The 26,175-nt window shown below is 36.4% G+C and carries 26 protein-coding genes and 1 other annotated feature; of the genes, 5 read left to right on the top strand and 21 right to left on the bottom strand.

What is annotated here, in order from left to right:
- Positions 1–115: 115 nt before the first annotated feature.
- Genes AC4BC4_RS12060 through sfsA form a run of 4 tightly spaced genes read right to left on the bottom strand, consistent with a single transcriptional unit; the run spans position 116 to position 5,922 of the window.
- A complete protein-coding gene (locus AC4BC4_RS12060; RefSeq protein ID WP_490475848.1) occupies positions 116–2,830 on the bottom strand; it encodes a sigma-54-dependent transcriptional regulator in 2,715 nt (904 codons plus the stop codon).
- A 38-nt stretch (positions 2,831–2,868) separates the two neighbouring features.
- Positions 2,869–4,149, bottom strand: a complete 1,281-nt coding sequence (locus tag AC4BC4_RS12065; protein WP_438757036.1) for a DEAD/DEAH box helicase — start codon at positions 4,147–4,149, stop codon at positions 2,869–2,871.
- Between the two features lie 16 nt (positions 4,150–4,165).
- Complete coding sequence (locus tag AC4BC4_RS12070; protein WP_490475849.1) at positions 4,166–5,176, bottom strand: Gfo/Idh/MocA family protein; 1,011 nt, start codon at positions 5,174–5,176, stop codon at positions 4,166–4,168.
- An 8-nt stretch (positions 5,177–5,184) separates the two neighbouring features.
- A complete protein-coding gene (sfsA, locus tag AC4BC4_RS12075; protein WP_438758824.1) occupies positions 5,185–5,922 on the bottom strand; it encodes a DNA/RNA nuclease SfsA in 738 nt (245 codons plus the stop codon).
- Positions 5,923–6,142: 220 nt separating this feature from the next.
- Here sfsA and AC4BC4_RS12080 point away from each other — a divergent pair, with 220 nt between their 5' ends.
- Positions 6,143–6,541: a DUF4828 domain-containing protein gene (locus tag AC4BC4_RS12080; RefSeq protein ID WP_490475850.1), complete on the top strand. Its 399-nt coding sequence runs from the start codon at positions 6,143–6,145 to the stop codon at positions 6,539–6,541.
- 47 nt (positions 6,542–6,588) lie between these two features.
- Here the strand turns inward: AC4BC4_RS12080 and hisE are convergent, their stop codons facing one another.
- From hisE to hisZ, 9 genes are read right to left on the bottom strand one after another with little or no spacing between them, the layout of a single operon-like run.
- Complete coding sequence (gene hisE, locus AC4BC4_RS12085) at positions 6,589–6,900, bottom strand: phosphoribosyl-ATP diphosphatase (protein ID WP_438757039.1); 312 nt, start codon at positions 6,898–6,900, stop codon at positions 6,589–6,591.
- A 22-nt stretch (positions 6,901–6,922) separates the two neighbouring features.
- The gene (gene hisI, locus AC4BC4_RS12090; RefSeq protein ID WP_438757040.1) at positions 6,923–7,228 is read right to left on the bottom strand and encodes a phosphoribosyl-AMP cyclohydrolase; all 306 of its coding nucleotides are present in this window, start codon (positions 7,226–7,228) and stop codon (positions 6,923–6,925) included.
- Positions 7,225–7,980, bottom strand: coding sequence for an imidazole glycerol phosphate synthase subunit HisF (hisF, locus tag AC4BC4_RS12095; RefSeq protein ID WP_438757041.1), 756 nt, complete (start codon positions 7,978–7,980; stop codon positions 7,225–7,227). The genes hisI and hisF overlap by 4 nt, the downstream gene beginning before the upstream one ends.
- Positions 7,970–8,695 carry a 1-(5-phosphoribosyl)-5-[(5-phosphoribosylamino)methylideneamino]imidazole-4-carboxamide isomerase gene (hisA, locus tag AC4BC4_RS12100; RefSeq protein WP_490475851.1) on the bottom strand — a complete coding sequence of 242 codons (726 nt, stop codon included), beginning with the start codon at positions 8,693–8,695 and terminating at the stop codon, positions 7,970–7,972. The genes hisF and hisA overlap by 11 nt, the downstream gene beginning before the upstream one ends.
- Positions 8,673–9,299, bottom strand: a complete 627-nt coding sequence (gene hisH, locus AC4BC4_RS12105) for an imidazole glycerol phosphate synthase subunit HisH (protein ID WP_490475852.1) — start codon at positions 9,297–9,299, stop codon at positions 8,673–8,675. Before hisH ends, hisA begins: the two co-directional genes overlap by 23 nt.
- On the bottom strand, positions 9,300–9,884 hold the full coding sequence (hisB, locus tag AC4BC4_RS12110; protein ID WP_438757044.1) for an imidazoleglycerol-phosphate dehydratase HisB: 585 nt from the start codon (positions 9,882–9,884) through the stop codon (positions 9,300–9,302).
- Between the two features lie 36 nt (positions 9,885–9,920).
- Positions 9,921–11,201: a histidinol dehydrogenase gene (hisD, locus tag AC4BC4_RS12115; RefSeq protein WP_438757045.1), complete on the bottom strand. Its 1,281-nt coding sequence runs from the start codon at positions 11,199–11,201 to the stop codon at positions 9,921–9,923.
- Positions 11,198–11,839, bottom strand: a complete 642-nt coding sequence (gene hisG / locus AC4BC4_RS12120) for an ATP phosphoribosyltransferase (RefSeq protein WP_490475853.1) — start codon at positions 11,837–11,839, stop codon at positions 11,198–11,200. The genes hisD and hisG overlap by 4 nt, the downstream gene beginning before the upstream one ends.
- Complete coding sequence (gene hisZ / locus AC4BC4_RS12125; protein ID WP_490475854.1) at positions 11,836–13,026, bottom strand: ATP phosphoribosyltransferase regulatory subunit; 1,191 nt, start codon at positions 13,024–13,026, stop codon at positions 11,836–11,838. Before hisZ ends, hisG begins: the two co-directional genes overlap by 4 nt.
- A 156-nt stretch (positions 13,027–13,182) precedes the next feature.
- Positions 13,183–13,460 (bottom strand) — a binding site (T-box leader).
- Between the two features lie 274 nt (positions 13,461–13,734).
- Between hisZ and AC4BC4_RS12130 the strand changes: the two genes are divergently transcribed.
- Together AC4BC4_RS12130 and AC4BC4_RS12135 are read left to right on the top strand one after the other, a co-directional pair.
- Positions 13,735–14,247: an NUDIX hydrolase gene (locus tag AC4BC4_RS12130; RefSeq protein WP_490475855.1), complete on the top strand. Its 513-nt coding sequence runs from the start codon at positions 13,735–13,737 to the stop codon at positions 14,245–14,247.
- A gap of 123 nt (positions 14,248–14,370) precedes the next feature.
- Positions 14,371–15,117, top strand: a complete 747-nt coding sequence (locus AC4BC4_RS12135; protein ID WP_490475856.1) for a TraX family protein — start codon at positions 14,371–14,373, stop codon at positions 15,115–15,117.
- An 88-nt stretch (positions 15,118–15,205) separates the two neighbouring features.
- Here the strand turns inward: AC4BC4_RS12135 and AC4BC4_RS12140 are convergent, their stop codons facing one another.
- The 5 genes from AC4BC4_RS12140 to AC4BC4_RS12160 all read right to left on the bottom strand — a co-directional run bounded on the left by AC4BC4_RS12140 (position 15,206) and on the right by AC4BC4_RS12160 (position 18,853).
- Complete coding sequence (locus tag AC4BC4_RS12140; protein WP_490475857.1) at positions 15,206–15,589, bottom strand: MmcQ/YjbR family DNA-binding protein; 384 nt, start codon at positions 15,587–15,589, stop codon at positions 15,206–15,208.
- Positions 15,573–15,956 (bottom strand): VOC family protein, encoded by a 384-nt coding sequence (locus AC4BC4_RS12145; protein ID WP_490475858.1) that lies wholly within the window; start codon positions 15,954–15,956, stop codon positions 15,573–15,575. Before AC4BC4_RS12145 ends, AC4BC4_RS12140 begins: the two co-directional genes overlap by 17 nt.
- Positions 15,957–15,997: 41 nt before the next feature.
- Entirely contained in the window at positions 15,998–16,798 is an 801-nt protein-coding gene (locus AC4BC4_RS12150) for an AraC family transcriptional regulator (RefSeq protein ID WP_490475859.1), read from the bottom strand.
- A 30-nt stretch (positions 16,799–16,828) separates the two neighbouring features.
- Entirely contained in the window at positions 16,829–18,334 is a 1,506-nt protein-coding gene (gene glpK, locus AC4BC4_RS12155; protein ID WP_490475860.1) for a glycerol kinase GlpK, read from the bottom strand.
- A 123-nt stretch (positions 18,335–18,457) separates the two neighbouring features.
- Entirely contained in the window at positions 18,458–18,853 is a 396-nt protein-coding gene (locus AC4BC4_RS12160) for a hypothetical protein (RefSeq protein ID WP_490475861.1), read from the bottom strand.
- A 343-nt stretch (positions 18,854–19,196) separates the two neighbouring features.
- Between AC4BC4_RS12160 and efaR the strand changes: the two genes are divergently transcribed.
- Complete coding sequence (efaR, locus tag AC4BC4_RS12165) at positions 19,197–19,844, top strand: transcriptional regulator EfaR (protein ID WP_438757056.1); 648 nt, start codon at positions 19,197–19,199, stop codon at positions 19,842–19,844.
- A 62-nt stretch (positions 19,845–19,906) separates the two neighbouring features.
- The gene (gene zwf / locus AC4BC4_RS12170; RefSeq protein ID WP_490475862.1) at positions 19,907–21,424 is read left to right on the top strand and encodes a glucose-6-phosphate dehydrogenase; all 1,518 of its coding nucleotides are present in this window, start codon (positions 19,907–19,909) and stop codon (positions 21,422–21,424) included.
- A 63-nt stretch (positions 21,425–21,487) separates the two neighbouring features.
- Here the strand turns inward: zwf and ileS are convergent, their stop codons facing one another.
- The 3 genes from ileS to AC4BC4_RS12185 form a co-directional block, all read right to left on the bottom strand.
- Complete coding sequence (ileS, locus tag AC4BC4_RS12175) at positions 21,488–24,277, bottom strand: isoleucine--tRNA ligase (protein ID WP_490475863.1); 2,790 nt, start codon at positions 24,275–24,277, stop codon at positions 21,488–21,490.
- Positions 24,278–24,647: 370 nt separating this feature from the next.
- Positions 24,648–25,352, bottom strand: coding sequence for a DivIVA domain-containing protein (locus AC4BC4_RS12180; protein ID WP_438757059.1), 705 nt, complete (start codon positions 25,350–25,352; stop codon positions 24,648–24,650).
- A gap of 19 nt (positions 25,353–25,371) precedes the next feature.
- Positions 25,372–26,154 (bottom strand): YlmH family RNA-binding protein, encoded by a 783-nt coding sequence (locus AC4BC4_RS12185; RefSeq protein WP_438757060.1) that lies wholly within the window; start codon positions 26,152–26,154, stop codon positions 25,372–25,374.
- Positions 26,155–26,175 lie beyond the last annotated feature (21 nt).

Below are 26,175 nucleotides of genomic sequence, written 5' to 3' on the forward strand. Positions count from 1 at the left end.
CTTTTATATAAAGCAAGAAGCGTGCCAAAAAATATATAGACCAAAACCTTGTAATGATACGGTTTTGGTCTATACAAATTGTGTACACACTATTGTTTTTAAAATTACACACTAATTACTTTTGTTTGTTTTCTGTACTTAATTTGATTCTATTGTCCAAAAACAGTTGCGTTAAATGTGCGATATCCGACTCGCTAAAGACCATACGGTAGGCTTTTTCGATGACCATCAAATTTGTTCTCGTAACATCTGTTTCTAGACGGTTCTTTTTCATAAATTCTGGAAGCTCTTCAAATTCTTTTGATTTCTCCCCTTTTAAAATAGCCTCTACCAAGAATGCTAAGTGGATCACGATTCCTGCATCAACACCTGGTTCTACAATAATATGCATATCCGTTTGGATTTGATGGACTGTTTTTTGCAGTAAAACGATTAATTTTTGTAATGAATCCACCGCTGTGATCGTTCCACCTAATGATTTCACAATTTTTTCCGTTGGCACTTCATCGCCAGCAATCCGCTTCAAAACATTTAATTTTTCATCATCAAAGATGTCATAGGCTGAAAAGAATGGAATGTTCTGGTATTCTACATCAACAGTTCCAGCTATGGCCTTGATTTCATACTCTTCCATCAAACTATCAATATGTTTTTTAAATGCTTCACGCTCTAAAAACTGCATTTGGATGATTTCTACTTTGTTTTCATCTATTACAGGTAAAATTCGTTGATATAATTTGGCTGCAACGCCTTCACCGGTGAAACAAGTGACAACTACTGCCTTTTTTACATCTTCGCGATTTTGAGGACTCGTACGAAACTGTTCTCTGATAATGCTTTCAAAAGACATTTGGATGTTTTGATAGATATCTTCTAAACTTCGTCCCACACTAGCCATCCGAATCGCTTCTAAAACAATCATCGTACTCGTCATTGTGATTGCTTTCGTCCGGACTCCTGTTTCTTCAAAAATCAGATTTCCAAAAGAATTCAAAGAACCCATATCCGTTAAAAGTAACATACCATTCAATAATTTTTCACGATGACTTAAAACAAATTTCTTTAACTGCTCATACATAGCTTGAACTTCCATTGTAAGTGGCATGTTCATAGCTATGCCTGTTTGTGTTCCAAGTAACTCTTGTGCTGTTTTAAGCATACTTGAAGCAGTGGAATCACCATGCATCAAAACAACTACGCCAACATTATTGGCATGGACTTTTTCAACACTTCCAACATTGATCGATAAAAACATACTGATAAATCCAATTTCATCAAAAGGAATTTCGATATTGTTTTCTTCTTCGATAATGGCAGATAAATCCATCGCTACTTGAAATTCTTTTTTCATTTTCTTTCGGACATTATTTAAGTTAGGATGAATAATGATGTGTCCGTCTTTTACTCGATCAATTGTACTTTGTAAGTGTAAGGCAAAGGCAAAACGGGCTTTTTCGTTATACTTACGCTCTAATCTTTTTTCTGCTATATCATATAAATGATCTGTCAGTTTCCAAATTGGTTCCGGCAATAACTCTTTGTGTACAGGATTTTGCGTCAATTCATCAACATATGTTTGGAAATAGGCATCCATATCGCTTGAGATCAGTTGTTCTAAATTAACGTTTTCTAGCTCATTTGCTGATAAGTTTGCCACTTTTTCTTCGATTTCATTGTAGACTTGCATATCACGGGCTGGATCTTGCGACCAGACAACTTCATTTGTTCCTGGTTCAAAGCTCAAATAATTACTTTTACTATCAACAAATCGATCTAAACGATCAGAAACTTCTTTGATTTTTAATAACCCTTTTTGTACTTGCAAAGGCAAATCTCGTTTTTGGATGACTAAACTAGACTCGTCATGTGTGCGGTAATGGAGAAAAGATTTAGCGCATACAAGTTTTAAATCTCGTTTCACTTGTCCGATATTTCCCTCTGCATCGTATAACATAAATGCAAGGATCGCTTCTCTTTTAATATCGATTCGTTGATTTAAACGGTTTGCTTCTTGTTTGATAAATAAAGAAATGATGTCATAACGTTCGTCTAGTGAACGGGCATCTAATGATGGTAAGGTAATTGCCATTGGAATCCTGCGATTGAATGTTGTTAAGAAACTTTCAGATGATTCTGTCGTCGCTCCAATAATTTGAACGGATGCTTCATAGGTCTGCCCGCTTTCCCCCAATGGTCGATAGATCCCTTTATCAATGAATGTGAAAAGCATTTCTTGACCTTCTGGCGGTAAACGATGAATTTCATCAAGGAAAAGAATCCCTCCATCAGCCTTTGACATCAACCCTGGACTATCTTCATTTGCACCGGTATACGCTCCTTTTTTGACCCCAAAAATATGCCCAAAAAGCAATTGAGGGTTCTGAGCATAATCAGCACAGTTAAAAGAAACAAAAGGAGCATCTGCTGCTAAAGTCTTAGAATCGACTGCAAAATGATACATACATTCAGCAAATAGTGATTTCCCAGTTCCAGTCTCCCCGAAAATAATGGTATGTAAGCCTCGTGGCGGATATAAAATAGCCGCTTTTGCTTGTTGGATAATGACCTTTAATGAATCATTGGCTCCGACCAAGTTATCAAATGTTACCTCACTGGAGCTATCCACATGTACTTTGTCTTCTTCTGTCACAACTGAATAGATAACTGGACGGCCATCACTTTTAAGGATCTTGTGTTCTTTGAACAATTCACTTAAATAACGACTGGCATTACTACGATCGATTGCCAGCTCACTTGCGACATCTGCCGCCGTCATTCCTTGATTCTTTGATTCTAAAACTGCTAAAATCTCGTCTTTTCTAGATCTCATGGATAGCCTCCTTAAATCATGACGTTCTTACATTTTTATTACTCTGTTTTAGACGATTTCCGCCTAGCCCCTTTATTTTTAGTCTTTTTGGGACGATTTTTTGGTTTTGCTGTCTTTTTAGCTGATGGTTGTTTTGTTATCGGTTCTTTTTTAGCTGTCGGACTTGAAGATGTCGTTTTTTCTTCAGTTAAACTTTTTTCTTTTCTGGTCAAGTGGATCGCACCATCGTATAGAAAAATTTCTTGAAAAGATCGATCTATTTTCTTCATTAATCGTTGATAGTCTCTCTTAGTGGCATCATTGACAAATGTAATGACCGAACCTGACGCACCCATTCGGCCAACGCGCCCTGCTCGATGAATATAACTTTCTTCTGATAATGGAACTTCAGCATTCACAACGAAGGGAATTGCTTCAAAATCTAATCCTCTTGCAGCAATATCTGTTGTTAAAAGCATAACTGCTCTTTTTTTAGAGAATTGATCAATGGCTAATTTGCGTAAAGTTTTATTCTGATCTGAGGCTAATCCGACCACATTCAATTTTTCATAAATTAATTTTTCTTCTACTGAACCTAAATCAACGACTTGATTAAAGAAAACCATCGCCCGAAAATTTGGTGTATAAGCTAAACTTCTTAAATACTCACTTTTTTTTCTAGGGGACAGAGCCATGTAATAATGCTGTACAACGCCACCAGACTGATCTTCATCCGTTACATCGATTATTGTCAACTGATCGATTAATTTTTGCGCTTCTTCTACTACTCGATCGGCCGTTGCTGAATAAAAAACTAATTGAAAATCTGTTGGTGCACTTGCTAGGATCTGCTTCGTTAAATTTAATTCTTTTTCATGAAACAGTTGATCGACTTCGTCCATGACAATAGTCTGTAATAAATGGCTTTTTATTTTCTTTGTTTTGATCAATTCTAATACACGACCTGGTGTTCCTACCAAAATTTCTGGTTTCTTTTTTAATTTTTCGATTTGACGACCGACGTTTGCGCCCCCAATCAAGCTTTGGGTCTTCAATTCAAGTAATGCTGACCAATCCCGAACAACTTGGCTGATTTGAACTGCTAATTCTTGTGAAGGTGCCAAAATCAATAACTGACTGCCCTGATTTTTTTCTATATTTAAAAGTAATGGTAATACATAAGCCAACGTTTTACCTGAACCTGTTGGCGAGATACCTAAAACATTTTCTTTTTCCTTTAAAGGCTGAAAACTTTTTTGCTGAATCATTGATGGCTCGCTAAAACCAGAAGCTTGCCAATGTTTTTGCCAAGCTTCTGGTAAATGGTTGATTATTGTCATAATAGTCCTTTCCTCATTAAACCTGTTTATCTTTATCCGCATCAAAAATGATACCGGCACTTTTTCTTAATGTTGTTACAACTTTATTTACATTACGGGATAATTCTACCCATTCTTCGTAACGTAAACCATTAGTTGGGTCATTAGGATTTTCAAGTACATCTGCAAAATCATTGGCTTCTTCGATCATTGGATTTTCTTCCGTTGTAAGTTCAATGATATCAAGTTCTTGATGATTGCGATCATGAAATTCTGCTTTGGAAATTGCATTTACACTATCTAGAATCAACGTTCCACCATCAAAATAAATTTCAGAATCTAAGAAAGAATCCGCGTTTTTTCCAGTCTGTAATGTTACATCAAATAAATCATATCTTAAGATCGCCGTACCAATTCCGTCTACGTCTGTTGGGATTTTTCTTGCAAAATAATGGCTTTCATTTGGCATACCAAACCAACCCACGGCTGCATAAATTAAATACACACCTAGATCTGCCATAGCGCCTCCTGAAAAATGTGGTGAAAAGATATTTGGCTCTTGACCATCAAGTACTTGATCATAACGAGATGAATATTTCATATACGTAAAGTTTGCACCAATAATTTGATTTTTCAAAGGCAATAAATCGCGAATTTTTTTAAAGCTTTTCTCATGAATATTACGGGCTGCTTCAAAAAAGAATACTTTTTGCTGATCTGCTAACGTAATGATTTCTGCCATTTCTTCTGGTGTAGAGAAGGCAGGTTTTTCAACAATAATATTTTTTCCTGCTAAAATCCCTTCTTTCGCTTGTTCAAAATGAAGTGAATTAGGCGAAGCGATATAAACAGTGTCCATATGTTCAATACCAAAAAATGTAGGTAAATCAGTTGCATATTCAACATCACCATATTTTTTACCAAATTTTTGAGCTGTTTCTACTTTTCGTGAATAGACCGCCGTTAAATCATAGCGATTTGTTTCCAATGCTGCCTTGACAAATTGATGACTAATCCAGTTTGTTCCAATTATACCTAAGTGAATCATATTTACCCTCACCTTTCTGAATTTGGCTCTTTAAACGTTTTTGTGACATCAAATGGTATCTGATGTTTTATCGCTATTGTATCAGGGGTAACAGAACAATTGTAGGCAATGACGCTTAATCCTTGTTTTTGCCCTGATAAAATCATTTGTGCTAAAGCTGGTTGCATCACTGTGTGGATCGTTGCTAGTTCAACTTTTTCAAATTGAACAATAAATAACACGTAGCTTTGATAGCCTTCTTTCATCGCACTAATCAACTCTGTCACGTGCTTCAATCCACGCAGTGTTGGGGCGTCAGGAAATGCACCTATTGCATGATTTTCTAAAGTCATTCCTTTTACTTCAACAAAAGCTTGGGTGCCGCTATCCGTTTCCACTAGTATATCAAATTGAGATCGTGCAAAACGTTTTTCTCTTTTTACCGAAAGTATTTCACCTTTTAAGCCCGGTAAAATAATCGTACCCTTTTGGATTGCTTGAGCCGCTAATGTATTTGGAATTTGACTATCGATGTTAAACCAAGCACTCCCTTTTTTGACAGCAATTAGATCATACGCTGTCTTTCTCTTTGGAGAAGGTTGATACGACAACGCAACCTCAACTTCTGGATATAATAGTTCTTTACATCGCCCAGTATTCTTTACGTGAACCGTTACCATTTCACCTGTTTCTTTCAGGCGACACGTTGCAATAAAACGATTAGGTCTATCAATAAAATGTGCTATCTGCACGTTCGGATATGTAATCATTGTAACACCCTTTCATCAAAACAATACCATATTTTGGTTTAAAAAGCATCGTCAAACTTTTTAAACAATACTCTATTTCCATAACAGAAAAATCAAGTGGAACATACACTTAGACAAAAAATAGTTTTAAGTTCATCAAATTTTTTTATAGGATGAGATTTTCGAATAGTTTGTTTTTTAATTTCGTGCTATCATTGAATTAGAGGAGAATGATAGTATGAAAAAACATTGGTCATTATTTTTGGGTGCATCACTCATTACAGGAATTGCTGGATCATTATTTTTGAAAAAGAAACAGGAAAAGCAGCAGCCTGATATCGACATTTCTAATTTATATAAACGTTATTTAGGTAGTTGGTGGTTCGTGAATAAGCTAAAAGCCACACAACATACTTTAAAAATCGAAGATGATTTACAAATTATTATTGACGGTAAAAATTTAAGCTATATGTTAGTCGAATTGACCAGCAAACGATTAGTAGCTCAAGATGAATATGGGTATCATTTGATCGTTCAATGTCTGAATGGCAAACCTGCTTCTTTATATGATGAAGCAGATGATGCTACTTACGTTTTAGAAGCAACAGATTCTTTAGACTGTCCAACTGAAAATTAAAAGAAGCGATCCCCCGATTTCTATAAAGGGATCGCTTTTTTTGTTTTTTACAGCTCATCAATTTTTTTACGTCCTGTTATTTTACTGAGTTTTCCTTCTCGTTTCTTTAATTCAGTCTCAATTGCTTCTAAAGAAATATCTTTTTCTACTAGCAAAACCAACATATGATAAATCAGATCAGAAGTTTCACTAATCAGTTCTGTTTGATCATTTTTAGCTGCAATAATTACTTCTGTAGCCTCTTCTCCGACTTTTTTTAAAATTTTGTCTAAGCCTTGGTCAAACAAGTAAGTGGTATAAGAACCTTCTTTGGGTTCTTCTTTACGAGCCAATAGTTCTTCATACAGTTTTTCGATCATTCCTTTACCTCCTTTGTATCAATCAAATAATTACATTAAAAAAACAACTATGTTCACCAGTGTGACATGCGTGTCCTGTTTGTTCGACTGTGATTAAGAGTGTATCTTTGTCACAATCAGTGACAATTCTTTTAACTTTTTGACTATTACCACTCGTTTCGCCTTTATTCCATAATTGTTGACGAGAACGGGAATAAAACCAGGTAGTACCTGTTTTAAGTGTTTTTTCATAACTTTGCTCGTTCATATAAGCAAGCATCAAAACTTCATTCGTTTTGTCTTCTATAATAATTGCTGGCAGTAATCCTTTTGTAAAATCGGGTTTCATTGACGTACCTCCATTCCTTTGAGTGCTAATGCTTTTTTCAGATCTGGGATTTTTACTTCTCCATAATGGAAAATACTTGCAGCCAAAGCTGCGCTTACCTTTGTCTGCTCAAAGACTTCTACAATATCAGCTGCACTTCCGCAACCTCCTGATGCTATTACAGGAACATTTACGGCTGTGCTTATTGCTTGATTTAAGGCAAGATCATAACCATTTTTTGTGCCATCCGCGTCCATGCTGGTCAGCAAAATCTCTCCTGCTCCTAAAGATACAGCTTTTTCAGCCCAATCTATCGCATCTAATCCAGTATCTTCACGCCCACCTTTAACAAAAACATGCCAAGAGTCACCCGTTCGCTTCGCATCGATTGCAATAACTATACACTGTGAACCAAATTTTTCAGCACCTTCTCTGATCAATTCTGGTTGTTTTATCGCAGCAGAATTAAGGGAGATTTTATCAGCACCTGCTTGTAGCATTTTTTTTATGTCTGAAACTGTCCGAATACCTCCACCTACTGTCAAAGGAATGAATACTTCTGACGCTGTTCGTTCGACGACTTCGATCATCGTCTCACGATCGTCACTTGTAGCGGTGATATCTAAGAAAACCAGCTCATCAGCACCTTGTTCATTGTACGCTCGTGCTATTTCTACTGGATCTCCAACATCTTGTAGATCAATAAAATTAATCCCTTTGACAACTCGTCCGTCGGTTACATCTAAACATGGAATAATACGTTTAGTCAGCATTTTTTTCTACCTCCAACATGTCTGCTAAAGTGATTGCACCATTATAAAAAGCTTTCCCTACGATTGCACCATATAAACCTAAATCAGCTAATTTTACTAAGTCAGATTTAGTACTGACGCCGCCAGAAGCAATAATTTGAACATCTGGTACAACGTCTAATAATCTTACGTAATCTTCAAATGTCGGACCAGTCAAGGTTCCATCTTTGGCGATATCTGTATAAATAATTGTCTTGACTCCAATCAATGCCATTTCCTTAGCCATTTGTAAATAGTCTGTTTCACTAACATCCAACCAGCCGCTAATAGCCACTTTCCCATTCTTAGCATCAATACCAACAGCAATTTTCTCCCCATGTTTTCGGACTGCTTCTTTGACTAATTCTGGATTTCTCAAAGCTGCTGAACCGATAATGATCCAATCGATTCCAAGCGCCACATACTCATCTATTTGCTCCAATGTGCGAATGCCTCCGCCAACTTCGATTTTTAAGCCAGTCGACTGTTTCATCTGCTCGATCAACTCTGCATTGGACGCTTTTCCCATCAATGCACCATCTAAATCAACGACGTGCATCATCTGAATACCGGCCTCTTTGAATTCCTTTGCTTGTGCCACTGGATCATTGTTGACAATCGTTTTTTGCAGAAAGTCACCTTGAATTAATCGAACTGCTTTTCCTTCTCTAATATCAATCGCTGGTAAAACGTGCATGCTCCACCACCTCCTTAAATCCTCTTAATAGTTTCAAACCGGTTTCACTACTTTTTTCAGGATGAAACTGCGTTCCGTAAATAGTTCCTTTTGAGATCATTGCGGGTATTTTAATAGAATACTGTGCAAGCGCATCAATCACATCAGGTGCACAATCCACATAATAAGAATGGACAAAATAGACATACTCTCCATCTACAGCTTTCGTTAGTGGTGTTTCATTTGTTACGAGTAGTTGGTTCCAGCCCATATGAGGAACGGGTAAATCAGGATCATCCGGTAATTTTTCACAAATCCCTTCAATTAAGCCTAAACCTTCTGTAAAGCCATTTTCCATACTCCCTTCTAAAAGTAATTGCATCCCTAGACAAACCCCTAAAATGGGTGTCCCTTTTTGAGCTATTTCTTGGATGACCTTGACTAATCCACGTTTATTTAATTCTTTCATCGCTAAGGAAAAAGCCCCTACACCTGGTAGAATAACTCCATCTGCCGCTCGAATTTCCGTAGGATCAGCCGAAATTTTATTTGTTAAACCTACATAATCTAATGCCTTTTGGACATTGCGAGTATTTCCAGTATCATAATCAATGATAATAATCATCTACAGAATTCCTTTCGTGGAATTGACCCCTTGAATCAATGGATTTTCAGTAATAGCTTCTCTCAGCGCTCGTCCCGTTGCTTTAAACAATGCTTCTATTTTATGATGGGTATTTTTTCCATGTAAAATCTTTAAATGAAGATTCATTTGTGCGTTAAACGCAAATGCTTGAAAAAATTCTTCTGTCAACTCTGTGTCAAAATCGCCAAGCTTAGGATTATCAAATGCTGCATCAAATACCAAATAAGATCGACCACTTAAATCAAGTGAAGCCATCCCCAAAGATTCGTCCATTGGCACAAAACTAGTCCCATATCGATTGATTCCGACTTTATCCCCTAAAGCTTCTCGAATACATTGACCTAACACGATTCCAACATCTTCCACCGTATGATGACTGTCTACTTGCAAATCACCCTCAACTTTTACTTCCAACGAAATACGACTGTGACGCGCAAATAAAATCAGCATATGATCAAAAAAACCAACTCCTGTTTCAATCGTGACTGGCTCTTGTCGATCTAAATCAATGCTTAATTCAATGATTGTTTCTGCCGTTTTTCTTTTTAAAGTGGCTGTTCTCATTATTTTCCCTCCTGTAAAAAAATCTATTTTATAACACTAGTCAAAACGACATTCAACTGCTCTAGCATGTGCTTCTAGTCCTTCTTTTCTTGCTAAAAGAGCGATCGACTCTTTCGCATCTGCCAAGGCTTCTTTTGTATAATAGGTTACTTGACTATACTTCACAAAATCATAAACGCCCAATGGTGAATAAAATTTTGCCGTGCCACTTGTCGGCAATACATGATTCGTTCCTGAAAAATAATCTCCTACAGGTTCTGACGCATACTCGCCCAAAAAAATCGATCCAGCGTTTTTTATTTCATGTAGATAACTGATTGGATTAGCCATTTGTACTTCTAAATGCTCTGGAGCAATCTCATTCATGATTGTAAACATTGCGTCAACTGTTGAGGCGATGATGATCAGTCCATGGTTTTCAATGGCTTTTTCTGCGATTTCTTTACGCGGTAAAGTTTGTAATTGTTGATAAATTTCTTTTTCGACTTGCTCTGCAAGTTTAGCTGAAGTGGTCACTAATATCACTCTAGCAAGTGTATCATGTTCAGCTTGAGACAATAGATCAGCTGCGATATAAGTCGGATCAGCTGCATCATCTGCTAAAATCCCAATCTCAGAAGGCCCTGCGATCATATCGATCCCTACTGAACCAAATACTTGTTTTTTAGCTGTTGCCACATAAATATTTCCTGGTCCCACAATCTTGTCTACTTTTGGCACAGTTTCAGTGCCATAGGCAAGTGCTGCAATGCCTTGCGCTCCACCTATCTGAAAAATTTTATCCACTCCTGCAATTTTTGCAGCTGCCAATATTACATCTGGTATACCATTGATAGAAGGTGGTGTGACCATAACAATTTCTCTAACACCAGCGATTTTTGCCGGCAGAACATTCATCAAGACAGAAGAGGGATAGGCTGCTGTCCCACCTGGTACATAAACACCCACACGAGCCAATGGTAACACCAGCTGTCCACGTAACACACCTAATTTTTCCGTATCCATAAAATCATATTGTTTTTGTTTTTCATGATAACTGACAATGTTTTCCTTTGCTTTCTCTAAAGCTTTGATGACTTCTTTTTCTACGCGTTGGTATCCTAAATCGATTGTTTCTTTCGAGAGTGATAACTCGTGTAATTTAACTTGATCGAATTTTTCAGAATAGTCTTTTAACGCTTGATCCCCATTTTCGATCACTTGTTGAATAATCTTACGAACTTGTTCTTCTACTTGCTGATTGTCTTCTTGGGTCACTTGAGCACTAGCTTCTATAGCTTTTAAGATCTCAGACGTTTCTCCTGTCAACCATTTCATGTGTCTTCTCCCCTTTCAATCACAGACTCTAATTCATCAAACAGTTGAAATATTGCTTGACGTTTTCTTTTTAACCTCGCTTTATTTACAATTACTCGCGCTGAAATGGAACAAATATCTTCAAAAATTTCTAAACCATTTTCTTTCAAAGTTGTTCCTGTTTCCACAATATCGACAATTGCATCCGCCAACCCTAAAACAGGAGCAATTTCCACAGATCCTTCAATTTTGATAATTTCTACATCTTCACCTTTTTTACGAAAATGTTCTGATGCAACGGTTGGGTACTTTGTTGCAATTCGTTTTCTTTTATAATCATCTGGCTGATAATTTTCTGTGGAAGCAACCGAAAATTTACATACGCCAATCATCAGATCAAGCATTTCGTAATAGCCAAAAGGATGCTCAATCAGTACGTCTTTTCCTACGATTCCAAGGTCGGCCACACCATGCCGTACATACGTTGTCACATCAGCAGCCTTTACCAAAAGAAATGTAAACCGATGATCCGGACTAGTAAAAATCAGTTTTCGCTGCTTGTCCTGCATAAATGAAACATCAATGCCCGCTTGTTCAAATAGTGCTAATGTTTGTTTTTCCAAGCGTCCTTTTGTCAATGCAATGGTCAATTGAGTCATGTTTTATCCCCTACCTTTATCACACGTCTTTTATCTTTTGTTACCTCGATAATCTGCTGATAATGCCATTTTTCTGCATACTCCAAGGCTTCTTCCACTGTTTCAAATAAGGACAATTGATAATCAGCATTCTCATTTACAAGCGATTCTGCTTTTGCCAAGTCCGCTAAGGTACTATGAACCAATGTCGATGGCTGATCCAAAGAAGCGAGTTTATTGAGCTGATATTGTAAAGTCACCAGCGTATCTAAATTGATCCCTAATCCCACAGCTGGAATCATTGGATGACCAAATTGTTCCACCAAATGATCATATCGTCCACCTCGTAAAAAAATATCTGGAACTAAATCGGCATAGCCACTGAATAAAACACCTGTATAATAATCCATCAGAGCTACTAAGCCTAAGTCTACAGTCAAAGAAACGTCTTGATGGTATGTCTTTATGCTATTCATTAGCGTCTCTAATTCATCAATAATTTTCATGATATGCGCGTCATTTGGCAATAATGCTTTTGCCTGTGGTAATACTTCATCCGCTTCACCAAATAGCCTTGGAATCGCACAAATAAAATCATCCAATTCACTTGGATATTTCGCTACAAATCGTTTGAGATCCGTTAAGCTTTTATTATTAAAATAGAGTTGTAGTTCGACTTTTTCTGCGTTAGTTAGTCCAAGTGATGACACAATGAGTCGGAAAATTTGTGCATGTCCTAATTCAAAATGAAAGTTAGGTATATTCAGTGCATCTAAAATTTCAACCGCACACGTGATACATTCGACTTCTGCTTTTAAAGAAGAGTACCCGATCAATTCAATTCCAGCTTGAGTCAGTTCATTTTGTTCTCCTAACATATCATCGTTTGAGCGAAAGACTTTTCCACTATAAGATAATTTAAGTGGCGGTTGAATTCCCGTTGTTGCAATCACACGGCCGATTGGCATCGTCATATCAGGACGTAATACAAGCAATCGTCCCTGTTTATCAAAAAAACGATACAATTCTTTTTCATTTTTGTCTTCACTGTAAAAAACATCTTCAAACTCTATAACTGGCGTATCGATTCGTTGATAGCCTCTTTTATTGACAATAGAATTGACTTGCTTTTCTAACTGATAGGCACCATTTGCTTCTCTAAATAACTTATCTTTTGTTCCTGATGGTAAACTCCGATTCCATTTCATTAGGTTCCCTCCTTGGGTTTTACTAACAACATCACAATTTGACACATTTCGTACTTTTACTGTCGGCGCATTCCACTCACTATCTTTCAAAGAAGGAGCGTAATCTAATCCGTTCTAATCAAAAAAGAATAAAAAACGTCCCCTTGGCAAATAAGCCAAGAGGACGAGAAATTTTTTCACGTGGTCCCACCTCAGATTTACTTTTACTTCGCAGTAAAAGCCTCTGTTAGTTAGATAAACTAAGGAGTGATAACGGGCTCTCCGATTTTTCCTACTACTATTTAGAATACGAACATAAACTTCGTTACACTAAATATCTTATTTCAGAAAAACAACTTACAGGCGTGTTCAATGACGACTCATTATTTCCTTGCAGCTACCGGAAACTCTCTAAAATAAATCAGTTCATTTACTATTCTGATCATCGTTCTTTCATTTAATTCTCATATATTTCTAAATAACTTATCATGAAATAGACATTTAGTCAATAGTTTTCATAGGAAATTTGATACATCTATCTGATTACTTAATACTTTTCTCTTAGAAACACTCGTGGCTGACGTATTGTTAGATTTTGACTTCGCACTAAAGAGAATAGGTGCAAATTTAAATCCAATTGATAAGATGATATAAAATATGTTACAATCCAACTTCTGTCATTTCCATTTTTTTTCATGTCAACTATTACATTAAAGGGGGTAAATTTAGATGGAATATATGGATATTTATACTTCAACAAAAAAGAGAACTGGAAAAAAACAGCTGCGTGACAGTCCATTTTCTAATAATCACTATCGCTTTGTCGTCACAGTACTCATCTTTAATCGTTCTGATGAATTGCTGATACAAAAACGACAATCTACCAAAAAATCATGGGCAAACTGGTGGGATTATACTGCTAGTGGTGCTGTTATACAAGGAGAAGAATTATACCAAGCGGCTGAACGTGAACTGCAAGAAGAGACTGGGATACTCATCGATTTAAGCGATATACCTAGTCGTTTGACTGTCTCATTTGAAGAAGGTTGGGATGAGATTTATGTTGTTTCAAAAGATATAAAACTGGAAGAATTGCATTTACAAAAAGAAGAAGTCAGCGAAATGAGATGGGTAACTGAAGAAGAATATTTTAACCTGCTAGCTCAAAATGAATTCATTCCATATATTTACGCAAAATCGGTTTTTGATTTTTATCGTAGCAAAAGTGAATATCTCGATTAACTAATCACCTTACCACTTACTCTCACTTTTGTAAGGCATTTGTTCGTTGAATCCCACGCCAAAAAGCGTTATTTTTTTTATACTGTAAAAAGTGACAAAAATAACACTTACTAGGAGAATGAAATGAACGGAAATCTATTAAAATTAATGATGATGGGCTTGATGCTACTTGATCATCTTGTTCCATTATTACCACCACAATTTAGGGTACCAATTCACATGCTAACACGCTGTGTTGCTGTATTCTTTGCTTTTATGGCAGTTGAAGGGGTCCATTATACAAAAAATCGAAAAAACTATCTGCTTCGTCTTTACGGTTGGGCCGCAATCATGTTTATCGGTAATACATTGCTCAACACACTGATCATCAAAGATCCGATGTATTTTTCATACAACAATATTTTTCTAACGCTTGCTGTTGGTGTGACTATTTTATTGCTGATTGATTTTTCAAAAAATGTGAAAAAGCCTCTCTTTAAAATTTCAACAATTATTCTAGCTATCATTTTGACATTAGGCGTTTTACTAGGTTTGATACCTACTGAAGGAGGATTTGTTGTTATTCCATTTATGTTGTTGAGTTATTTTTTCAGAGACAAAGCTAAAAAGCGAGACATTTCCTATCTGATTTTTGCTATTTTTTTGCTTGTAATGCCTATTCTTGGATTATCTAACTATTCTTTCGAAGCGATTAAATTGCAACTTGAGGGTAACCCTGATTTTCTATTTATTACGGTACTTCCTTTTATCCATTTATATAATGGTAAACGAGGAAGTGCTAATCCATTCTTTAAATATTTATTTTATGTATTCTATCCAGCACATTTGTGGATCATTACCTTGCTTAATTTTTATCTACACCAAGGTTAATTCGAGAAAAATGAAGTTGGGACAGAAGCGTTTATTTCCGAAAGAGTTGCTTCTGTTCCCACCGTTTATTCGGATTCCTTGAGGCTAATCAACTATACTTCATTTGTATTTTTTTCGGTAATTTCTTTAATACTAGTTCATACGATCTTTTTAAGAAAACAGCTAACTGTTCTTCTGTAAATGATGAATTTTTTAATAAGAAAGAATTCCAATGTGTTTTATTTGCATAATAACCTGGAACTACGTCCGAATATTGCTCGCGTAATAATTCATTTTCCTCTGGATCCCCTTTGACTGTCATCACCAAATCACCCGTTTTATTTGTTCCAAGCATACAAAAACATTTCTTTTCGACCCCAAAATAATCGCAATCCCAATCTTCCCGATATTCAACTGTTGCTCCTGGCCATTTTTTTGCTTCATTTTTTAAATACTGGACTTTATCGTTCATTCCTTTATCCTTTCTGCTCATTACAAAATAAACTCAACAAATTCCCATCTGGATCTTTGATGATTGCATAATACTGCCCCCAAAATGCGTGCCACGGTTCTCGAAAAATCTCATAGCCAAAGCCTTCCATTTTTTCACATACTTGATCGATTTCTTCAGGAGAATCACATAGAAAAGCCAATTCAATTTTATCACCGTCACTTTTTGGTAGATAGCCATAAATTCCTTCAATCATTTTTTTAGTATTTAATGAAATGCGTATTCCTTCATTATTTAGCTCTACATACGCAGTATTTTTTTCTCCTGCAGCTTTAAATCCTAAACGTTCGTAAAACAAAATTGCTTGGTCCATCGACTCAACAATGATTCCGATCATATCCAATTTCATCGTGATGCCCTCCATTCTTTTTCTCTATTATACTGAGCTGTTCAATTCTTGTCTTGTAAAATTCCGACATGCCGACGAATTGCTTGAGGTGTTAATCCCGTCATTTTTTTTAATTTCCGAGTATAATGAGCTTGGTCAAAAAATCCATATTTTAAGGCTAAATCCAGATGATTGACCGTTGGCTGACTGATCAGTTCCCAATATATTTTTTGAAAGCGTAGGACATCGAATGCTTCATAGGGAGAAAGACCCGTTTCTTCTCTAAATAGTCGTTGTAAACTTCGCTCAGATAAAGAATTGTTACTTGTGTATTCGGCATATGTAGCCACATGATGATGATTTTCAATAAACGTTTGAATGGGTACTGAAACTTTTTTAGAAGATAAACGATTCAAACGTTCTAAAAAATAGTTATTTGCACTCTCAATAAATGCACTGAGAGAATGTTTCCCAGAAAGTTTATCCATCAAATCAAAGGCCATTCTTTTTTCTAGTAACGTTAAGTCAAACGACTGATCCTTCAACCCTTTAAATGATTGATCAAAAAAAGGATACATACCACCCAAATAATATCGGATCCCAAAATAAATCGTCGGCTGTTTTGAATAAGAATAAAAAAACCGTGTACTCGGACCGCAAATATCAATTCTCAAAATAGCTAATTCAGGACTTAATTGAATGATTACATCTGAGCATAAATCTGGAATAATTCTGCTGGGTGCAGCTGAGGGTGCTACGTAACTATACCAAAAAGATTGTATATATGAACGCAAACGTAAATCAGGAGCGAATTCTTGGTAATTAGTTTCACAGTCTTGCCAAACTTTGGGTCGATAGTCCATTCTCTTCCTCCGTACTTCACTTATTGAGAGTCAGTCTGTATTTTTAAAAGCCATCGTGGCGTATACTGCTCTTTTCCAGCCGCTATATAATGCATGTCTCTTTTCATCGCTGATTTGAGGCTCAAAGTGCTTTCCATGATGTATAAATGCTTTTATCTCAGACAAGTCTTTCCAAAAACCAACGGCTAAACCAGCTAAATAGGCTACACCCAAAGCTGTTGTTTCAGAAAAGTCTGCTGCTTCAACTGGTTTATTGATGATATCCGCTTGAAATTGCATCAACAGATCATTCTTTGACGCGCCACCATCTGCTCTTAATAATTTGATATCAATTTTAGAATCATTTTCCATCGTTTTGATCACATCTGCAGTTTGATAGGCAATCGATTCTAGTGTCGCGCGAATCAGATGTTCCTTTGTTGTTCCTCTTGTTAAACCAAAGACTGTGCCCCTAGCATCTTGATCCCAATACGGCGCTCCAAGACCAGTAAATGCTGGTACTACATAAACACCATCCGAATCGACGACTTGGTTTGCTAGACCTTCTGACTCTTCTGCGTTTTCGATTAGTTTTAACCCATCTCGCAACCACTGAACAGCTGATCCTGCAACAAAAATACTGCCTTCTAAAGCATAATTGACTTTACCATCTATGCCATAACCAATTGTTGTCAATAACCCGTTCTCAGACAAAATAGCTTGTTCTCCTGTGTTCATTACAATGAATGCGCCTGTACCATACGTATTTTTGACCATTCCTTTTTCAAAAGCAGCCTGACCAAAAAGCGCAGCTTGCTGATCACCTGCCATTGCGGCAATCGGAATATTCTCTCCGTAAAAATGATAGTCTTCAGTAAATCCGTATATCTCTGCATTTGAGCAAACTTCTGGCAACATTATTCGAGGAATAGCCAAAACATCTAAAATTTCCTGATCCCAATCCAATGAATGGATATTAAACAACATCGTCCGACTGGCATTGGTGTAGTCTGTCTTATGAACTTTGCCCCCAGTTAATTTCCATAACAACCAGGTATCGATCGTACCGAACAATAATTGCCCCGTTTGGGCTTTTTCTTTAGCACCCGCAACATGTTCCAGCAGCCATTTGACCTTAGTTGCAGAAAAATAAGAATCGATGATCAGTCCCGTTCGTTTTTGAATAAAATCTTGATAACCTTTTTCCTTCAGTTCATTGGCTATTTCATTTGTTTGCTTTGATTGCCAAACGATGGCACGATGAATTGGTTCGCCTGTATATTTATCCCAAACAACCGTTGTTTCACGCTGATTTGTAATCCCAATTGCTTTGATTTGAATTGGCTTTAGTTTTGACTCGATCAGTACATCTGCGATAACAGATTGGACAGAACTCCAAATCTCATTCGCATCGTGTTCCACCCAGCCGGGATTTGGGAAATATTGGGTAAATTCTTTTTGCGCTTTAGCAATTTCTTGCCCTTCATGATTAAAAATAATCGCTCTTGAACTCGTTGTTCCTTGATCTATTGATAAAATATAGTGGGTTTGTTTCACGTCTTGTTCGCTCCTTGAAAATGATACTTTTATTATAATGCAAAGTACTATCAAAAGTCTTCTTCTGAACTTAAATAAAAAGCATACTAAGACGTCTAGCGTCACAGCATGCTTTTGATAGATTTATAACATTATTTTGTTCGCATTATATCTTAACTCTGACAAATATAAATTGGTTGTCTTTGAATAAATCAATTTGTAGAGAAGGATGAATCTAAGGAGTAGCGGATAAAAAGTTGCTGGATCAAAATCGAATATCAGAAAAATCCCATTAATGACTGTGATCGCCAGTAAAACTTTACTTAAATGATACCCCCAAATACTTCCTCTAATCAATAATACACCGACACTGATAGAAAAGAGTACACTAAGTAAACTGAACCACATAAATATACCTAAAATAGCATAAATATCGTCAAAACCAAATTTCACACTCAATTTCAGTAAATTAAATAGTCCCATCAGTGGCACAACAATTAAAAAACAACCAAAACCTTTCCATATTCCTGGTACTTTCATTCTAAAACCCCTTTATTTTTTCTTACTTATTAGTTTAAAGATTATTTAAAAAATAAGCAATAGTTATTTTGTTGTATTTAAGCTAAAAAGCCTTTTTTAGCGATTTAGAAATTCTAATTTTATTTTAACAATTTATTTTAGACTAACATAGATTTCCTGATTTTATCATACGTTTTTAAAGTCGTACTTCCCAGAAAACGTTATCAATTGTACGTTTGTTTGCCTAATTCAGGTTCAGAAAATAAAACAGCCATTTTTTTTAAGATTAACAAATTATTAAATGGTCAAAAAAACAATTTTCTGATAAACTTATCTTGATGGCTTCTTTGAAAGGATGAACTATATGACCCCGAATCGTGAAGACTACCTAAAACTGATTTTTGAATTAGGTGGCGATGAAAATAAAATCAACAATAAACAAATCGTTTCTGGCTTAGATGTCTCCGCTGCATCTGTCAGCGAGATGATTTCAAAGTTGGTAAAAGAAAAACTGGTTGAACATTCACCTTATCAAGGCGTTCAGCTAACAGAAGTAGGGTTAAAAAAAGCAAGTACACTCATTCGCAAACATCGATTATGGGAAGTATTTTTAGTTGAACATTTAAACTACTCGTGGAATGAAGTCCATGATGAAGCTGAAGTTTTAGAACACGTTACCTCTCAAACATTAGCAAATCGATTGTCTGACTATTTAAATAAACCCAACTTTTGCCCTCACGGGGGTGTTATACCTGATGATGATCAACCTGTACATGAAGAAAAACGCCAAACCTTAACTGACTATCCTGTTGGAACTAAGATTCGTATTGCTCGTGTACTAGATGAAAAAGAATTACTAGATTATCTAGTCTCGATCGATCTGCAAATCCATGAAGAATACACTATTGATGAAATTGCCGCTTATGAAGGACCAATCAGTATCAGTAGTGAAAACAAAAAGTTAGCAATCAGCTATAAAGCAGCAAGTACGATTTTTGTTGATATCTTATAAGAAATGAAAAGGCAGGTACAAATATTTTGTTCCAGCCTCCACTAAGAAAGCGGGGAAATGAAATGAACGAAAAGATCGCTCTATTTACTATATTTGGCGGCACTGGTGATTTAGCAAAAAGAAAACTTTATCCTTCTTTGTTCCGTTTATATCGCAAGGGAAACTTGGCTGAACACTTTGCGGTGATCGGTACGGCAAGAAGAGAATGGTCTGACGATCACTATCGTGAGATCGTCCGTGAGACGATCCAAGATTTAAATCCAACAGCTGAAGAAGCTGAAGCATTTTCAAGTCACTTCTATTATCAGTCTCATAATGTCAATGACTCTGAGCATTACGATACCCTAAAAAAATTATCCGATACTTTAAACGATAAATACGAATTAGGTGGTAACCATATTTATTACTTAGCCATGGCGCCACAATTTTTCGGTACGATCGTACAACACTTAAAATCACAGGAGATATTAACAGACACAGGTTTTGATCGCTTAGTCATCGAGAAACCATTTGGCTCAGATTATAAATCAGCCTATCAATTAAATGAAGAAATTCGTGCCGTTTTTCCTGAAAAAGATATTTTTAGAATCGATCACTACTTAGGAAAAGAAATGATTCAAAATATTTCTGCCATTCGCTTTGCGAATAACATTTTCGAATCACAATGGAATAATCGTTACATCGATAATGTTCAGATCACATTTGCTGAAAGCCTTGGTGTTGAAGACCGTGGTGGTTATTATGAACATAGCGGTGCATTAAAAGACATGGTCCAAAATCACATCTTACAAGTTGTGGCATTATTAGCGATGGAGCCACCTGTTGCTTTTTCAGAAGCTGAAATTCGTGCAGAAAAAGTTAAAGCTTTACAAGCTATCCGTCTTTATTCAGAAAAAGAAGCATTGGAAAATTTCGTGCGCGGGCAATATGGTGCAGGGAAACTAGATGATCAAGAATTTATTGGTTACCGTGAAGAACCTAATGTCGATGAACTCTCTCAAACCGAAACTTTTGTTGCTGGTAAATTCTTAATCGATAATTTCCGCTGGTCAGGTGTCCCATTTTACATTCGTACTGGCAAACGTTTAACAGAAAAAGGAACACGTATCAATATCGTCTTCAAACAAGTACCAGTCAATGTCTTTAAAGATGATATCGATAAATGTGGTGAAAAAACAGATTTGCCGCCAAATGTCCTAACCATTTACATCCAACCAACAGAAGGTTTTTCTATGACATTAAACGGTAAAGAAATCGGGCAAGGCTTTACAACAACGCCTGTAAAATTAGACTATCGCCATAGCGCAGAAACAACAGGAAATAGCCCCGAAGCCTATGAAAAACTATTATTAGATAGTTTGAATGGTGATGGTACAAACTTCTCGCATTGGGATGAAGTAGCTCAATCATGGCGTATTGTTGATATCATTCGCCACGCTTGGGATAAGACATCTGTTGACTTTCCTAATTATGCAGCCGGCTCTATGGGTCCTGATGCTGCCTTTGAATTACTCGCACAAGATAATTTCACATGGGATTGGCAGCCAGATATTTGGTATCGGGAACGTGGAAAACTTTAACAGTATTTTTATTCATACGTATAAAAAGGTCTCCGGAATTTTTCCAGAGACCTTTTATCTTTACTATTCTTCGAACCCCTCAGCCACTGCATCAGGATAATTTTCTTCAACAATTTTGGCACAACGTCCACATAAGTGTGGTAATTTTTCATCTTTACCAACATCCGTGCGGACTGCACGACAACGGTCACATGTTTCGCCGGCTGCTTTTTCTACAAGGATAGACATATCATCAAATTTTTCAACATTTTCAGGAACGACAGCTGTTAAAGCTGCTATCTCAAAGTCTGAAACAATCAATAATTGTGCGATATCAGCATCCACAGCTTTTAGCAATGCATGAATTTGTTCATTAGGATAAACCGTTACTTTGGCTTCCAATGACTTCCCGATCAATTTAGAATTACGCGCTTCCTCTAGAGCTTTTAACACATTATCTCTAAAGTCCATAAACGCTGCCCAAGTGTCTAATAACTCTTGTTGATTAGCAAATTCTTCATAACCTGGAAATTCAGATAATTGGACATAGTCCTCATCTTCTTTTAAGAAGCTCCAGATTTCTTCAGATGTATGCGGAATGATTGGAGTCAATAGTTTTGTTAATGCAACGGCAATTTGGTAGAACACAGTTTGCATGCAACGTCGTTGATAGTCATTTTCTGCCTCAATGTAAACAACATCTTTAGCAAAATCTAGATAGAATGAGGATAAATCAACGGTTAAGAAATTCATCACTGAGCGATAAATTTGCATGAAATTGTATTTCTCATAACCCTTTTCACGAATTTCTTGAATCACTTGATTTAAGCGAACGACCATATATTTATCTACAGAACGCAACTCTTCATAAGCAACTGTGTGTTCTTTAGGCTCAAAATCACTTGTATTTGCTAATAAGAAACGCATCGTATTGCGGATTTTACGGTAAACTTCAGAAACTTGATTTAAGATATCCATTGAAACACGTACATCTGCTTCATAATCCACACTACTTACCCACAAACGTAAAATATCTGCACCCATTTGTTTGATCACTTTATCCGGTAAAATTGTGTTCCCCAATGATTTACTCATTTTACGGCCTTCACCATCCAATGTAAATCCTTGAGATAAAACTGCTTTATAAGGCGCCACACCATTGATGGCTACACTTGTCGTAATACTTGAATTAAACCAGCCTCGGTACTGATCAGAGCCTTCTAGATACATATCAGCTGGGAAAGTCAGTTCTGGGCGCTCACGTAAAACAGCTTCATGAGATGAACCAGAATCAAACCAAACATCCATAATGTCATTTTCTTTTGTAAACGCACCATTAGGAGAGCCTGGATGTGTAAATCCTTCTGGTAATAACTCTTTTGCCTCACGTTTGAACCAGATGTTTGATCCATGTTCAGCAAATAAATTTGCGACATGTTCAATTGTTTCTGGTGTAATGATTGCTTCACCATTTTCAGCATAGAAAATAGGTAATGGTACACCCCAAGCGCGTTGACGAGAAATAACCCAATCACCACGGTCACGAATCATATTGTAAAGGCGTGTTTTTCCCCAAGGAAGAATCCAATCAACTTTTTCAACTTCATCTAAGATATTTTGGCGGAAATCATCGATTGATGCAAACCACTGTGGTGTTGCACGAAAAATGACCGGTTTCTTTGTACGCCAATCATGTGGATAACTATGTGTAAAGAAGTCCAATTTTAATAACGCATCTTTTTCATCCAATAGAGCAGTGATCATTGGGTTCGCTTTATCATAGAAGACACCTTCAAAGCCAGGCGCTTCATCCGTAAATACACCACGATTATCCACAGGTGAAAGAACATCTAAATTATATTTTTTACCTACGATATAGTCATCTTCACCATGTCCTGGAGCTGTATGAACAAGCCCAGTACCAGCATCTAATGTTACATGATCTCCTAACATAACTAAAGATGTACGATCGTAAAATGGATGTTGGGCTGTCATGTATTCCATGTCTTTACCAGAAATCGTCTCAAGAACTTCAACTTCATCCCAGCCGATCGCTTCTTTAACTGTGTCTAAAAGGTCTTTAGCAACAACGTATTTTTTACCATAAGCTTTGACAACAACATATTGGTAAGTAGGATTTACAGAAATGCCCAAGTTTGCAGGAAGTGTCCAAGGAGTTGTCGTCCAGATTACAAATGATGTATCCGTATCTAAAATTCCTTTGCCATCAACTACTTTAAATGCTACATAAATAGACGCAGATTTAACATCTTTATATTCAATTTCAGCTTCCGCCAATGAAGACTCACTTGATGGAGACCAGTAAATTGGTTTTAAGCCTTTATAAATATAGCCTTTTTCAGCCATTTTTCCAAACACACGAATTTCAGCTGCTTCATAAGTCGGATCTAGCGTAACATATGGATTTTCCCAATCTCCAGCAACACCTAAACGTTTGAAATCCGCACGTTGTGTATCAACTTGTGAACGTGCATATTCTTCACATTTTTCACGATATTCAGCTAAAGTCATTTCTTTTCTTTTGATCCCTTTATTTGTCAGTACTTGCTCGATAGGCAAGCCATGTGTATCCCAGCCTGGAACATAAGGTGAACGGAATCCTGACATGGATTTTGAACGGATAATGATATCTTTACTGATTTTGTTTAATGAATGACCCAAATGGATATTTCCATTCGCATATGGTGGTCCATCATGAAGAACAAAAGTTGGTTTTCCTTCGTTTAATTCTTGACGTTTTTCATAGATTTTTTGCTCTTCCCAATCCTTTTGCCATTCTACCTCACGATTTGGTAAATTCCCACGCATTGGAAAAGCTGTTTTTCCCAACTGTAATGTTTCTTTCATTTTCATTATTATTTCCTCGCTTTCTTTTGTTGCTATTGATTATGAACTATTGATTGTGGATAAATTAATTATTGTGAAGTACTAGTCCTGTTCATCAACTACTTAGGCCAAGCCAATCGTAGTGATTCACAACAAAACAAAAAGTACCTTCATCCCAAGGGACGAAAGTACTCGCGTTACCACCCAAATTTAAAATAATTGATTCACTCAATTATTTCCTCTGTTAATTGATAACGAAATCACTCGTCAAGTTTTACTACGTTCAAACTTGAGTAAAATAGAGGATCTTTTCAATACCAGGGTCTGTCAAACTTTCACTATCATTGACTCGCTAAAAGAATGGTAATTGACTTTTCTGTTCTATTTGTTTACAAAATTATTTAGGATCTTTATTTAATAAATCAAGCATTGCTTTTGGATCGATTGCAGCTTGCTCAAGAGTTGATTCCTCAACTGCCGCAACTGGCTCTGTATCAACTTCATCACTTTTATCAAGTTCTTGTGCTAATACTTCTTTGATCACTGTATGTGAATCACTTACATAACTTGAGAATGGTTTTAGTAATTCATTCCATTCTTCACTCTTTACTTGCTCTAATTGCGCTTCTAGCATCAAGCTTAAACGTTGATGGAAAACGCGGGTTTTCTTCTTAAGATCATCTGTTTCTGCAGCTAATTGACGTGCACGATCTGTCGCATCTGTTAGAATTTCTTTTGCTTTTTCTTCTGCAGATGTTATAAGATTACTTGAACGTTTTTCAGCAGAGGAAATCATCTCGTTCGCTGTATTTTCTGCAGAAGTAACGATTACTTCTGATTCTTTATTCGCACTAGTTTTTACTTTATCTGCCGTATCTTGTGCTACAATAATTGACTGATTCAACGCATCTTTTAGTTCATTAAAATATTGTAATTTTTCTTCAGCATGTTTTAATGATTTTTCAAGTTCACGTGTTTTTTGAAGAGAATCTTCATAGTCTTTCGTTACTTGATCTAAGAAATCATCGACATCGTCTTGGTTGTACCCTCTCATTTTTGTAGAGAAGTTCTTATTTTGAATATCTAATGGAGTTAATGCCATATTCCTTCACCTCTTTGGATTATTTTCGTAGTACTCCCAGTAACAAACGAAACTTGTCCTTTTTCGTCTTCCCCTCTAACTCCTGAATTTGGATTCGGCCAAAACCTCTAATAGATACAATATCCAACAAATCTACTAGAAAATCTGGTCTTGTATTCTCCGTCCAATTCACTTTGACTTTTCCAGATTCGATTAACTGTTTTGATCTTTGTCTAGATATATTATATACGCTAGAGATCAAATTATCCAGACGTAACGAACTTATTGTAGTTCGTTCGTGTGTCCAGTCATCTTTTGGAAGAATCATCTCTGTATATTTTCTTTTTTCTAGTCTTACTGAGACTTTCCCGATTTTTTCTACCTGATTCAAAACAAAGCTCGCTATCTCTTTTGCAACAAATACTTGCCACCGATCGTTATCTGAAATAATATCGCCAAAATATTCTCTCTTGATCCCCGTATTGACTAAGGTACCCAATACCTTACCGTGAGATAACGTAGAAAATTTTACAGGATAAACGATTTCTAGTAACTCTATTTCAAAATCTTCTTGTTTTGGTTCATAGTAATCAGGAAAAATCAGACAGCGTCTTCGTTCGGCTTGTTCATACCCACCATAAAATTGAAATTCAAGTTCACTATTTTGACGAATCAACGTCTCTAAAATGTACGCCTGTCTAGGATCTAAAAAGTCCGATAAGTATGGAGCGTACTGACTTTCAACTTGTTCTAACCAGTCACCAACAGAATCAATAAAAGGATGCTCATCTTTTCGAAAATGTTGATACACATTTGCGTTCATAGATAAATCATCCTTTCTTTT

The sequence above is a fragment of the Enterococcus sp. AMC1086 genome (assembly GCF_058216575.1).